We start from the raw sequence: 11,824 nt of genomic DNA on the forward strand, positions 1-11,824 counted from the left end.
CAGTACCGGAAACAATTCTGCACGCCGTTGCACCTCATCAATCACGACAGTGCGTCCAGAGCTCAGGGCTGCATCGAGGGTCACCATGGGTTGGCTCAACTGCTCAAGTGACTGCGGGTCCTCCAGATCAAAGTAAACGCAGCTGTGATGCGCGGCGTACAGCTGAGCCAGTGTGGTCTTGCCGACTTGCCTGGCACCAAGCAGCGCCAGCGCGCGAGACTCGGCCAGTCGCTGTGTGAGCACTTCAAAAAGCAGGGTCCGGTCAATCATGATGAGATATTAGCGCCCTGAAAATCGAAACGAGCATTTTGGATTTTCAGGGTGTTTTCAGGACACACTCAGTTCACTTTAACGAGCGCATCGAGTTCGGCCAGCCGCTGCGGCGTGCCGACATCGGTCCAGGGGCCGTGGTACAGCTCAGCCGATACCCGGCCCTGATCCATGGCGCGGCGCAACAGAGGCGCCAGCGGTGCTTTGATGCCTTGCGGGTTGCCCGCAGCAATCTCGCACCAGGGTGGCTCAAACAGGGCGCGCCGGTACAGGCCGATGGTGGAAAAGGTGTGGCGCGAGCGCGGGTCGTCTTTGGCCAGGTTGAGCGCCAGCGCGGGGCCACCCGCTGCCGCTTGCAGGCCAAAGTCGCCGCCCGGGTTGTGCGCCGGGTTGGGCACCAGCCACAGGTGCGCCAGCTTGTTCGAGGCGGCAAAACGCGCAAGTGCCTGTTGGCTGAACTCAAACCCTGGCGTGTACACATCGGCCGCCAGCACCCAGAACACCTCGTCCAGCAGCGGCAGCGCGCGGGCGATGCCACCCGCTGTTTCCAGCGCCCCGCCAAAGTCGCGGCCTTCATGCGAGTAGCGCAGGGTCAGGCCGGGCACTGGCGCGGCCTGCACGATTTGCTCTGCCAGCCAGTCGGTGTTCACCGCCACCTGTTGGCAGCCCCCGCGCAGCAACGCTTCCAGGTGCCATTGCATCAGCGGCTTACCCTGCACTTTCAGCATCGGTTTCGGGCAGGTGTCGGTGAGCGGGCGCATGCGCTCGCCGCGGCCAGCGGCCAGCAGCATGGCGGTGGCCGGGGGATGAGCAGCTTGCGCTTGCATCATTGTCAGACGCAGAACCGGCTCAGGGGGTCACTGGCAGGGCCTGCGCCTTGGCCGCGCTGTATCCCGCGAACAACTGGGCGTAAACCGGGCCGGGCCGGCCGCTGCCGACCGCCTTGCCGTCGAGCAGGGTCACTGGCAGCACTTCCTTGGTGGCCGATGACAGCAGAATTTCATCTGCGTTTTCAACTTCTTCGCGGCTGATGCGGCGCAGCTCAAAAGGAATGCCGCGGGCGCGGCAGATTTCCTCAATCAGGCCGTATCGGATGCCTTCCAGCACCAGGTGGTCTTTGGGTGTGCCCAGCACCTTGCCGTCCTTGATGACCCAGACGTTGCTGGCAGCGGCCTCGCTCAAAAAACCATCACGGAACATGATGGTTTCTGTGGCGCCGGCATCAAAGCTGATCTGGCGCGCAAACACCGCGCCGAGCAGGCTGGTGCTCTTGATGTGGGCTTTTTCCCAGCGAAAGTCGTCGGCCGTGACGCAGGCCACGCCCTGGCTGCGCATTGCCTCGGTGGGCAGCTTCATGGTGTTGGTCATGACAAACACGGTGGGTGTGATGTCGGTGGGCATCACATGGTCGCGCATGGCCACGCCACGGGTGACCTGGATGTAGATCAACTGGTCAAGCGATGCAACAGCCACGCCTTGTGAGGCGGCGTAAGTGGTCATCAATTGCAGCGCAAGGTCTGCCCACTGGGTGTGCGTCAGGGGATTGGCAATGCGCAACTCGGCCAGGCTGCGGTCGAGCCGCGCCATGTGCTGCTCGAAGCGGAACAATTTCCCGCCGTAAGTCGGCACCACTTCATAGACGCCGTCGCCAAAGATGAAGCCACGGTCCATGACGCTGATCTTGGCATTGGGCAGGGTGGTGAATTCACCGTTGAGGTAACAAGGCAGGGGAGGTAAGGTGTTCATGACCGAATTATGCGTGGGGAAAAGCATCAAACCCGCGTGCTGGCGTTCGATCAGCTTGCGCGCGCCGGGCAGGCTGCGGCTTTTTGCGGCGTAACGCTCACGCGGGCGTTTGTGGCCAAGGTATTCTCCAGCAGGGCCAACGGCTTCGCGCCATTGTGCGAGGGCAGCAAATACAGCTGCAACCGCGAATCGCTGGTGTGTGCGCAGTTGGCACTGGAAATGCTCAATATGGACGTCACCCCGGCCGCGCGTCCAAAAGTACTCTTTGGCGCAGGCCGGGGGTTTGCATAATCAGGCGGTCAAGCCACTCGCGCATTCGTTGCGCGCGATTCAAGTTGAAGTCTGTGTGCGTGGTCAACAGCCAGCACACAGGCCCCCAGCAGGCTTCAAGACGTTTGTTGAATGCCGGCCAATACCCAGCCACTGTTGCCCTGGCGGGTTTTCATCAAGTGCCAGATCTCGTCGAAAGACTCGTCGGGCTCGCCGCTGTCGTCCCGAATTGAGCCGGTGAAACGCACGCTCACCAGGTAGCGGTCGGCATCTTCGTCGACTTCAAGGACTTGCGCATTGATGCTGACAACCTCATTCTTTTGCGTGGCGGTGCCGCGGTCGGCCAATTCCATTTTCAATTCGGCAAACATTTCAGGTGTGGTGAACTGGCGGATGTCGTCAAAGTTACCTGCATCATTGGCGGCCTGCAGTCGAATGAAGTTCACTTTGGCGTTGCGCTCGAAACCGGCGCTGTCAAAGTCGGCCGGAATCCGGCTTGCGCTGGTCGCCCCGGCACCAATGCCTGAGCCGATGCCCGACCCAAGGGCGCTGTTACCCGCTGCGGGCATGGCCGCCTTGAAGGCGGAGGGCTGTTGCTCGGGCCGACTTGCGTAGGGTGCCGCACCGGTGCGTGCGTGCGCATATTGCAAACCCCCCGGACCTGACGCGGCGGACTGCCTTGCCGCAGCGCGTTTACGCATGAAGAAGCCAATCGCCACCATCACGGCGGCTGCCATCAAGCCGAATAACAGCATGCTGGCCAACTCTTCGCCAAAGCCCAGATGCGACGCCAGCGCGGCCAGGCCCAGGCCTGCCGCAATACCGGCCACTGGGCCCATCCATGAGCGTGACGGCGCTGCTGCACCCGCGGCTGCGCCGGCAGTTGCGGCCGACTGGGTTGGCGCGGTGGGCGCCTTGTCTGCGGTAGCCTGACGCTGCGTGCCCAGCGACTTGCCAGAGCCCATGCGCTTGGCGGCCTCCGCATCCATCGCAACCGTTGAAAGGCCGAGGGTAAAAACCACGGCCAGCAGTGAGAGCAATCTCTTCATGTGGATCTCCTGTTGAAATTAAAAAACATGGCAGAGGTTAACGTTCTTAAACACACTTAAAAAGAAGTATTTGCTGGATAAATACTTCGTAAAAATGAGAGTGTTTGGGCTGCTGCCAAAGTTTGCGCACTTGCCTTAGTTTGGTTTGGTGGCTTTGGGTAGCCCAAGCACCACCAAAGTGACAACGGTCAGAGGCAAGACAAAGCTCAGCATGGCCGATGAGAACGCGCCCAATGCGTCATGCTGCATGGCAGCCAGGACCAGATAGGTCACGTAGGCCACGTAGTAGCCCAATAACACGGCACCCTCCCAGCGGGCAATCACCTGCCCGGTCATGAAGATGGGAACACATGCCAACGCCACGGCCACCATCACCCACAGGTCAAAATTGATGGCAGCCAGCGGCACTATCAGCCCAGTCTGGCCAGAGACCAAACTGGCCACACCCATGCAGCCCAGCGCGTTGAAGATGTTGCTGCCCACCACATTTCCCACGGCAATGTCGCGCTCGCCCTTGATCGCCGCCATGATGGAGGTGGCCACTTCCGGCATGGAGGTGCCCGCCGCAACAATGGTCAACGCGATCACCAGGTCGCTGACGCCCATGGACTTGGCAATCGTCACGGCGGCTTGCACCAACCATTCTGAGCCCAGCACCAGCAGCGCCAAACCAGCGGCAATCAGCAGCAATTGCACCCAGACCCGGTCCAGCCAGGGGGCCTTCCCTTGGGGCGCGAACTCATCGGCGTACTCATCCTTGGCGGCCTGACTTTCGCGCCGTGACTGGACCACCAGGAAAACCGTGTATGCCACAAGCAAAATCAACAGCAGCACGCCGTCGTTCCAGCTCAGCAGTCCGTCCAGCGAGAGCAGCAACAGCAGCAAACTTGCCCCAAGCATGATGGGCACCTCCTGGCGAATCAACTGGACGTTGACCACCAGAGGCACGATCAAGGCAGACAGGCCCAGAATGAACAACACATTGAAGATGTTGCTGCCCACCACGTTACCCACCGCCAGATCAGTTTTGCCGTCAAGCACGGCACCCACAGACACCGCTATCTCCGGCGCGCTGGTGCCCAAGGCCACTACCGTGAGCCCCACCACCAAAGGTGAGATGCCCAGCGACAGTGCCAGGCGTGAGGCGCCCCGCACCAGCACGTCGGCGCCCACAATGAGGGCAGCAAGCCCGGCGAAAAAAAGTAAATAAGTCATGCTTCAAGGGTCCATTCAAAGAAAAAGCTTCAATTGGTAACGCGTGGTTTGTTCGCCCTGATGCCGCTGCAATCCGGATTCACGAGTTGACCAGACGCCACATCAGGTAGGCACCCAGCACCGCATTGCCAATGGTAAACAAAACAATAACCGAACTGACAAACGCAACTGGCGACTGGGTGTGTGTGACCCAGGCCAAAACCATGGACAGCAGGTTCAACACCACCATGAGCCAAAAAAGAGGATTGCGCGGTTGAACCAGGCGGCTGAGTTTCATGGGTTACCGGCGCGCACGCTGTGTTTGCCGGTTGTCACGCCGCCCGGTGCAACGTCGCGGCCGGACAGTGCTGAAATTGCAGAGAACATGAGAGTCGGGTATGCCAATGTTGGGGTCGCTGGATCATACCTGTGCTGAAAACTCTGAAAAAGCAGGAAAACTGGCTGAAAAAATCTCGTTTTTACGAACTCTGATGATGACTTTTACAGATTAAACACAGGTGTTCGTCGATAAGCCGCGGCAACACTTGACAGCCTGTGGCCTTCAGCTTTTCATGGTCTTGAATTGTCCAGCGCGCCGGGCGACATCAGTTTGCCTCGCGCCAGCCCCATGAAAAATTTGTACCCTTCATCCAGCAGAAGCACTGCTGACGCCACCGCAAGGGCCAGAAGCCAGTCGTCGAGTGTCAGATCAACAGTGTCAAAGATGGACTGAGCCGGGCCCCAGTGCACGGCCAGCACCTGCATACCCAGCACAGCGCCCAAGGCGAGCCAGAGCTTGCCATTGCTGAAAAAGTTCTTGTTGAAAACAGTGCTGTGTTCCGAGCGGGCGTTGAAAACATTGAAAAACTGGAACAGCACGAAGGTCGTGAAAGCCAGTGTCAGGGCATAAGACTGCCCTTGGGTGGCCAAGCCGTGCTGAAACATGAACAGGGTTCCGACCATCATGGTCAGGCCGTAGAGCACCAAGCGCAGCAGCCGCCTCAGGTCCAGAATCTGCACCCGGTGCGAGCGGGGCTTGTCGCCCATGATGCCGGGCCGGGCGGGCTCGATACCCAGCGTCATGGCGGGTGGTCCGTCCATGATGATGTTGATCCAGAGCAGATGAATGGCGGTGAACGGCGCAGGCCAGCCGAGCAGCGTGGCGGCAAGCACCGTCAAAATCGCGGCGATGTTGGTGGACAACTGGAAGCGCACGAACTTGACGATGTTCTCATAGACCACGCGCCCCTCTTTGACCGCGCGCACGATGGTGGCGAAATTGTCGTCGGTGAGGACCAGCGTGGCGGCTTCCCGGGTGACCGCAGTGCCGGTGATGCCCATGGCCACCCCGATGTCGGCAGCTTTGAGCGCCGGGGCGTCGTTGACACCATCGCCCGTCATGGCGACAACGTGGCCGAGCGCTTTGAGCGCCCTGACAATGCGCACCTTGTGGGTGGGCGAGACACGGGCAAACACGGCGGTGTGGTTCACGCAAGTGGCCAGGGCGGCGTCGTCCAGCGCGTCGAGTTCCGCGCCACTGATCACGTCGCCGCGCAGCCCAAGCTCCCGCGCGATGGCCCCGGCCGTTGCCTTGTGGTCGCCCGTGATCATCTTGACCTGGATGCCCGCCTCCACACACAGGGCGATCGCATCCTTGGCCTCGGCGCGTGGCGGGTCCATCAAGCCGGCGAGCCCGAGGAAGGTTATGTCGTCAGCCCACGCCATCAGGTCACCGGTCGCATTGAACTCGGCCGCGGGAATGATGCGGCGCGCCACCGCCAGCACACGCAAGGCCTGCTCAGCCATGGCCAGATTTTCTTGTTCGATACGCAGGCGGCAGGCGCTGTCGATGGGCTGCTCGCCATTCGGGCTGAGGTAACGGGCGGCGCGCCCCAGCAACACGTCAGGCGCCCCCTTGATGAACATTTCCACCACGTCACCCGCATGGTGAAAGGTGGCCATGAACTTGTGGGTCGAATCAAAGGGGATTTCGGCGATGCGCGGGCGCTGTGCCTGTTCCGTTTGCGGATCGACGCCACCTTTTTGCGCCAGCACCCACAGCGCACCCTCGGTCGGGTCACCCACCAACTGCCCGTCGTTCACACGGGAGTCAGTGCACAAGGCCATGGGTAACAGGTAGGGGCGCAAGTCTGAATTGGCCGCGGCCTCGATGGCGCCGTCCGCCCGGTAGCCCTCGCCATGGACCGTGAAGCGCTGGTCGGCAAACCAGCCCGCGCGTGCCGTCATCTGATTCAAGGTCAGGGTGCCGGTCTTGTCGGAGCAGATCACCGTGGTTGAGCCCAGCGTCTCGACGGCGGACAGTTTCTTGAGGATGGCGCGATTTTTCGCCATCCGCCACATGCCAATCGCCAGGGTCACCGTTACCACGGCCGGCAGCCCCTCGGGAATCGCGGCAACGGCCAGCGCCACTGCGGTCATCGCGGCTTCGGTCCATGGCAGGCCACGCACGAAATCGATCAGAAAAATCACACTGACCACGGCACCGGCAATCGCGGCCAGCTTTTTTCCCAGCGTATCGAGTTGCCGTTGCAAGGGTGTTTGCGCTTCTTCGGCACTGGCAATCATTCCGGCCAGCTTGCCCATCTCGGTGCGCATACCGGTGTCGGTCACCAGCAGTTCAGCGCGACCACGCGTCAGCACCGTGTTCATGAACAAGAGGTTGAGACGGTCACCCAGCGGCAGGTCAGCGCTGTCCAGTGTGCCGGTGTGCTTGTTCACAGCCTGGGACTCACCCGTTAACGCGGCTTCTTCGGCTTCCAGGTTATGCGCCACCAGCAGGCGACCATCGGCCGGCACCCGGTCGCCGGCCTCGAGCAAAACGATGTCGCCGGGCACCAACTGGCTGGCAGCCACCTCGGTCACCTGCGCATCACGGCGCACACGCGCGTGCGCTGCCAGCATGTCCTTGAGCGCCGCCAGCGTGCGCTCTGCCCGGTGCTCCTGCCAGAAACCGAGGCCGGCATTGAGGATCACAACGATCAGAATCACGGCCGCGTCCTTCAGGTCGCCGATGATCCAGGCCAGACCCGCGGCAAACAGCAGCACGATGACCAAAAAGTTCTTGAATTGATCAACAAACTTGAGCCAGAGCGGACGCACCGCCGCTTCGTCCAATTTGTTTTCACCAAAGGTGGCCAGGCGTTGAGCCACGGCGGCGGTCGTCAAGCCCTCGACCGGATGTGTGTCGAGCGCGAGCGCCGCATCACTGCTTGAGCGGGCATGCCAAGGGGTGTGTTCAATGTCCATGCGTGAAAAGAATCCGGTTATTCATCAGCGGCGGGCAAAAGACAAGACCAACCACACCGAATTTGCCAAGCTAAAGCTCTGGTTGCAGCAAGCGCTGAACCAGCGGGTGTTGCACTTTCTTTTCGGTGCCAATCGCAAAAAAGTGCTCGGTCACCCCTTCGCAGGGTCCCAAACGGTGCACCGCGTAGTGTGCCAGCAGATCTTCATGCGCCCACTCAGCCGCCGGGAATACACCCATGCCGCTGGCGCCAAAAGTCTTAAGCAAGGCACTGTCGGCAAATTCACCCACCACGCGTGGCCGAATCGCGCGTTGCTCAAACCAGTGGTCCAGCCTGGCGCGCACGGCAGTGTGCGCCGTGGGCAGCAGCAGGGGCACATCGGACATGCTTTCCGGAAAATTTTTGCTGGCGGACGCCACCAGAGCTGCCGTGCCATACCAGGCAGTGGTGGACGACCCCATGGCATGGCTGTAGAGCTTCATATTGGGGTTGGTGGGCGCGGGGCGGTCTGACAGCACCACGTCCAGCCGGTGCAGGGCCAGGTCGCCCAGCAAATCGTCAAGCTCGCCCTCATTGCACAGCAAGCGCAAGTTGGGCTCGGTGATCACCGGCTGCAGCAGGCGGCGCACCACCAGCTTGGGCAACCCGTCACAAATGCCCACAGCCAGGCGAATGGTCGGCGTGCTGGTGGCATCACGCACTCGCGCCGGCAAGTTCTCACCCAGTTGAAAAATCTGGTCGGCCTGCTGCATGGCGGCCTGCCCCGCATCGGTCAGCACCAGTCCGCGCCCGGCAGGTTTCAGCAGCGCGTAGCCGAGCGAGCGTTCCAGTTCCCGCACTTGAGCACTCACGGTTTGCACGGCCATGTCCAGTTTTTCTGCGGCCCGCGAGATGCCGCCTTCTTTGGCGACCACCCAAAAATAATACAGATGCTTGTAGTTGAAGAGTGTGCTCATGATCAGAGTTTTAGAGACTATAAATGAGAAATTATCTGCTTTTTAGGAATTGATTCGAGCCTTATCGTTGAGCCCTCTTTCATCCATTGGAGAAAATGCAGATGCAGATCATTTTTGAATCCCGTGATGCTGGTGGCAGCCACATGCGCGACTTGTCGATTGAGCGCGTGCGCTTTGCCCTGCGCCGCCTGACAGCGCTGGTGCCCTGGGCCAGGGTGCAGTTCTCGGATGTCAATGGCCCGCGAGGCGGCGTGGACAAACGCTGCCAGGTGGCGCTGAAAACCGAGGGCGCCGGCATGGTCGTCATCGCTTCCCTGGCGCGTGACTGGCGCACCGCGCTGGACCGATCCCTCACCCGCGCGACCCGGGTGCTGACGCGCAGCATGCAGCGCAGCCAAAAACCGGTGCGGGGTCGCACCGCCAAACTTGCACTCGACAGTTGAACACTGGCACCTCATTCAGGAAACCCACCATGGACAACACAAACTCTTCCCCATTTCCCCATCGGCAGGGCCAACACCCGGTGATGGTCACGCCGTCCACCGGCGCGCATTCAGACCAGGTCAAGCGCGTCCTGCGCAACACCTACGCACTGCTGGCCCTGACGCTGCTGTTCAGCGCCGGGGTGGCGGTGACCACACTCACGCTGCAACTGCCAGCGCCGGGCTTGGTGCTGACCCTGGTGGGCTACTTTGGCCTGTTGTATGCTGTCGTCAAGCTGCGAAACAGCGGCTGGGCCCTGCCCGCCGTCTTTGCCTTGACCGGCTTCATGGGCTACACGCTGGGGCCATTGTTGACGCATTCGCTGGCCTTGCCCGGTGGTGCGCAAACCGTGACCCTGGCTCTGGCAACCACCGGCGCCACCTTTTTGGCGTTGTCAAGTTATGTGCTGCTGACCCGGCGCGACTTCAGCTTCATGGGCGGCTTTCTGTTTGTCGGCATGGTGATTGCGCTGATTGCCGGCATTGCCGCCATGTTCTTTCAGATGCCTGCTTTGGGTCTGGCGGTGTCGGCGATGGTGGCTTTGTTGTCGGCAGGTTTGATCCTGTTTGAGACCAGCCGCATCGTGAACGGAGGCGAAACCAACTACGTGATGGCCACCGTCAGCCTGTATGTTTCGGTGTTCAATCTATTTACCAGCCTGCTGAGCCTGTTTGGCTTGGGCGGGTCCAACGACTAACCCATGACTGAAACGGAGAGAAACATGAAATGCCCTGCCTGCCCTGATGCGACCTTGATGATGTCCGATCGTCAGGGCGTTGAAATTGACTACTGCCCCACCTGCCGAGGTATCTGGCTGGACCGGGGCGAACTCGACAAATTGCTCGACCGTGCTGGTGCAGCCATCCCTCAAGCGGCACCAGCATCCATGCCAGCGGCACGCAGCAGCCAACAGCCTGATTTCCAAGACTCTGACTACCGCACCGGGCAGGGCCACCAGCGCGGCCGAAAGAAGTCATGGCTAAGCGACATCTTTGATTGAAGCGGAGGACCCATGCGCAAATACCCTAAAAACAGCCCGCAGGCGGCAGCCAGAATCATCGCCTTGACCCTGATTGCCGATGGCGATGTGTGCCAGGCCGAGCTGGCCTTGCTCGATGAGCTTGCGGTGCACCAGCAGCTCGGTCTGGAACGCGACGCGTTACATGCGGTGATCGACACGTTTTGTGAAGACCTGTTGAGCAGCAAGCAACTTGCCTGGGCCGATGCCTGCCCTGTGGATGAGTATGTTCTGGAAGAGTTGATGGGCGATATTGATGACCCCGCCCTTCGTCGCAAAGTGCTGAGCCTGTGCGTCAAGCTGGCCGAAGTTGACGACCGGGTGGCCGAGGGTGAATCCGTTGTCTTGATTGCGGCGGTGGCACATTGGAGCCTGCACCACCAGATGCTGGGCTCATTTGATGTCGGGGTTTCACCGCGACCCGGTTAGTTTTCCCTTGAATGGCGGCGCGAGCGCCTTCATGTCTGGCCACACTGCGATAGAAACGAGGGGTTGGTTAACACCACCATGCGAGCGGACGGCACGCTATTTGCGTGCGCCGTTTCAGGTGGTTGACACCGCCACAGAACCCCCATACCTTTCATCACTTTGCAGCCATCATCATGAAAAAAATCCGCAGCATTCTGGTCGCCAACCGCAGCGAAATCGCCATCCGGGTGCTGCGCGCCGCCTCTGAAATGGGCATCCGCACGGTGGCCATCTTCTCCAATGAAGACCGCTTTGCGCTGCACCGCTTCAAGGCCGACGAGTCTTACCTGGTGGGCGCGGGCAAAAAGCCGATCTCGGCTTATCTGGACATTGACGACATCATCCGCATCGCCAAAGCCGCCAATGTGGATGCCATTCACCCCGGCTACGGCTTCCTGAGCGAAAACCCCGACTTTGCCGATGCCTGTGCCGCTGCCGGCATTGCCTTCATCGGCCCCAAAGGCGACGTCATGCGCACGCTGGGCAACAAGGTCGCGGCCCGCGCCGTGGCGATTGCCGCCGGTGTGCCGGTGGTGCCCGCCACCGGTGCCTTGCCCGACGACATTGAAGGCGCCAAAGCCATGGCGCTCACCGTGGGTTACCCGCTGATGCTCAAGGCCAGCTGGGGCGGCGGTGGCCGTGGCATGCGGGTGATCGAAACCGAGGCCGACCTGGCCCCGATGATGGAACTGGCCAAACGCGAGGCCCTGGCCGCGTTTGGCAACGACGAGGTCTATCTGGAAAAGCTGGTGCGCCGCGCCCGCCACGTCGAAGTGCAGGTCATGGGTGACCAGCATGGCAACCTGGTGCACCTGTTTGAGCGCGATTGCTCGGTGCAACGCCGCAACCAGAAGGTGGTGGAGCGCGCGCCGGCCCCGTACATGGATGAGGCCACCCGCCAGGAGCTGTGCGAATCGGCCCTGCGTCTGGCCCGTCAGGCCAATTACAGCCACGCCGGCACGGTCGAGTATCTGTATGACGTGGACAGCGGCAAGTATTACTTTATCGAAGTCAACCCGCGCATTCAGGTCGAGCACACTGTGACCGAAGTCGTCACCGGGGTCGACATCGTCAAGGCGCAGATCCGTGTCACGGAGGGCGCCC

14 protein-coding genes are annotated in these 11,824 nt (G+C 61.0%); 6 read left to right on the forward strand and 8 right to left on the reverse strand.

Annotated features, from left to right (window positions below):
* The 3 genes from GPS82_RS11065 to GPS82_RS11075 form a co-directional block, all read right to left on the reverse strand.
* The coding region (locus GPS82_RS11065; RefSeq protein ID WP_296494565.1) for an AAA family ATPase at positions 1-270 on the reverse strand (270 nt) is incomplete at its 3' end.
* A 68-nt stretch (positions 271-338) separates the two neighbouring features.
* The gene (locus GPS82_RS11070; protein WP_296494567.1) at positions 339-1,100 is read right to left on the reverse strand and encodes a nucleotidyltransferase family protein; all 762 of its coding nucleotides are present in this window, start codon (positions 1,098-1,100) and stop codon (positions 339-341) included.
* Between the two features lie 19 nt (positions 1,101-1,119).
* The gene (locus tag GPS82_RS11075) at positions 1,120-2,016 is read right to left on the reverse strand and encodes a D-amino acid aminotransferase (RefSeq protein ID WP_296494570.1); all 897 of its coding nucleotides are present in this window, start codon (positions 2,014-2,016) and stop codon (positions 1,120-1,122) included.
* 9 nt (positions 2,017-2,025) lie between these two features.
* Here GPS82_RS11075 and GPS82_RS11080 point away from each other — a divergent pair, with 9 nt between their 5' ends.
* Positions 2,026-2,307, forward strand: coding sequence for a hypothetical protein (locus tag GPS82_RS11080; protein ID WP_296494572.1), 282 nt, complete (start codon positions 2,026-2,028; stop codon positions 2,305-2,307).
* A 95-nt stretch (positions 2,308-2,402) separates the two neighbouring features.
* Here the strand turns inward: GPS82_RS11080 and GPS82_RS11085 are convergent, their stop codons facing one another.
* The 5 genes from GPS82_RS11085 to GPS82_RS11105 form a co-directional block, all read right to left on the reverse strand.
* Positions 2,403-3,335: a TIM44-like domain-containing protein gene (locus GPS82_RS11085; RefSeq protein ID WP_296494574.1), complete on the reverse strand. Its 933-nt coding sequence runs from the start codon at positions 3,333-3,335 to the stop codon at positions 2,403-2,405.
* A gap of 135 nt (positions 3,336-3,470) precedes the next feature.
* Positions 3,471-4,550 carry a calcium/sodium antiporter gene (locus GPS82_RS11090; protein WP_296494576.1) on the reverse strand — a complete coding sequence of 360 codons (1,080 nt, stop codon included), beginning with the start codon at positions 4,548-4,550 and terminating at the stop codon, positions 3,471-3,473.
* Between the two features lie 79 nt (positions 4,551-4,629).
* Complete coding sequence (locus GPS82_RS11095; protein WP_296494579.1) at positions 4,630-4,827, reverse strand: hypothetical protein; 198 nt, start codon at positions 4,825-4,827, stop codon at positions 4,630-4,632.
* A 272-nt stretch (positions 4,828-5,099) separates the two neighbouring features.
* Positions 5,100-7,796 carry a cation-translocating P-type ATPase gene (locus GPS82_RS11100; RefSeq protein WP_296494581.1) on the reverse strand — a complete coding sequence of 899 codons (2,697 nt, stop codon included), beginning with the start codon at positions 7,794-7,796 and terminating at the stop codon, positions 5,100-5,102.
* Between the two features lie 70 nt (positions 7,797-7,866).
* On the reverse strand, positions 7,867-8,751 hold the full coding sequence (locus tag GPS82_RS11105; protein ID WP_296494583.1) for a LysR family transcriptional regulator: 885 nt from the start codon (positions 8,749-8,751) through the stop codon (positions 7,867-7,869).
* 101 nt (positions 8,752-8,852) lie between these two features.
* Here GPS82_RS11105 and GPS82_RS11110 point away from each other — a divergent pair, with 101 nt between their 5' ends.
* The 5 genes from GPS82_RS11110 to GPS82_RS11130 form a co-directional block, all read left to right on the forward strand.
* Positions 8,853-9,194 carry an HPF/RaiA family ribosome-associated protein gene (locus GPS82_RS11110; protein ID WP_296494585.1) on the forward strand — a complete coding sequence of 114 codons (342 nt, stop codon included), beginning with the start codon at positions 8,853-8,855 and terminating at the stop codon, positions 9,192-9,194.
* 83 nt (positions 9,195-9,277) lie between these two features.
* Positions 9,278-9,931, forward strand: a complete 654-nt coding sequence (locus GPS82_RS11115) for a Bax inhibitor-1/YccA family protein (RefSeq protein WP_363717501.1) — start codon at positions 9,278-9,280, stop codon at positions 9,929-9,931.
* Between the two features lie 24 nt (positions 9,932-9,955).
* Positions 9,956-10,234: a zf-TFIIB domain-containing protein gene (locus GPS82_RS11120; protein ID WP_296494591.1), complete on the forward strand. Its 279-nt coding sequence runs from the start codon at positions 9,956-9,958 to the stop codon at positions 10,232-10,234.
* Positions 10,235-10,246: 12 nt separating this feature from the next.
* Positions 10,247-10,681, forward strand: coding sequence for a TerB family tellurite resistance protein (locus tag GPS82_RS11125; RefSeq protein WP_296494593.1), 435 nt, complete (start codon positions 10,247-10,249; stop codon positions 10,679-10,681).
* Positions 10,682-10,854: 173 nt separating this feature from the next.
* Positions 10,855-11,824 (forward strand): biotin carboxylase N-terminal domain-containing protein (locus GPS82_RS11130; protein WP_296494595.1); only part of this gene is annotated, 970 nt, incomplete at its 3' end.

It is taken from the genome of Rhodoferax sp. (assembly GCF_011391645.1).
In the GTDB taxonomy this organism is placed as follows: Bacteria; Pseudomonadota; Gammaproteobacteria; order Burkholderiales; family Burkholderiaceae_C; genus Rhodoferax.

Excerpts from the sequence above, each read along its gene's own strand:
- GPS82_RS11105 (WP_296494583.1), bottom strand. The coding sequence starts at position 8,751 with ATGAGCACACTCTTCAACTACAAGCATCTGTATTATTTTTGGGTGGTC.
- GPS82_RS11100 (WP_296494581.1), bottom strand. The coding sequence starts at position 7,796 with ATGGACATTGAACACACCCCTTGGCATGCCCGCTCAAGCAGTGATGCG.
- GPS82_RS11085 (WP_296494574.1), bottom strand. The coding sequence starts at position 3,335 with ATGAAGAGATTGCTCTCACTGCTGGCCGTGGTTTTTACCCTCGGCCTT.
- GPS82_RS11125 (WP_296494593.1), top strand. The coding sequence starts at position 10,247 with ATGCGCAAATACCCTAAAAACAGCCCGCAGGCGGCAGCCAGAATCATC.
- GPS82_RS11115 (WP_363717501.1), top strand. The coding sequence starts at position 9,278 with ATGGTCACGCCGTCCACCGGCGCGCATTCAGACCAGGTCAAGCGCGTC.
- GPS82_RS11090 (WP_296494576.1), bottom strand. The coding sequence starts at position 4,550 with ATGACTTATTTACTTTTTTTCGCCGGGCTTGCTGCCCTCATTGTGGGC.
- GPS82_RS11070 (WP_296494567.1), bottom strand. The coding sequence starts at position 1,100 with ATGATGCAAGCGCAAGCTGCTCATCCCCCGGCCACCGCCATGCTGCTG.
- GPS82_RS11075 (WP_296494570.1), bottom strand. The coding sequence starts at position 2,016 with ATGAACACCTTACCTCCCCTGCCTTGTTACCTCAACGGTGAATTCACC.
- GPS82_RS11080 (WP_296494572.1), top strand. The coding sequence starts at position 2,026 with ATGCGTGGGGAAAAGCATCAAACCCGCGTGCTGGCGTTCGATCAGCTT.
- GPS82_RS11095 (WP_296494579.1), bottom strand. The coding sequence starts at position 4,827 with ATGAAACTCAGCCGCCTGGTTCAACCGCGCAATCCTCTTTTTTGGCTC.
- GPS82_RS11120 (WP_296494591.1), top strand. The coding sequence starts at position 9,956 with ATGAAATGCCCTGCCTGCCCTGATGCGACCTTGATGATGTCCGATCGT.
- GPS82_RS11110 (WP_296494585.1), top strand. The coding sequence starts at position 8,853 with ATGCAGATCATTTTTGAATCCCGTGATGCTGGTGGCAGCCACATGCGC.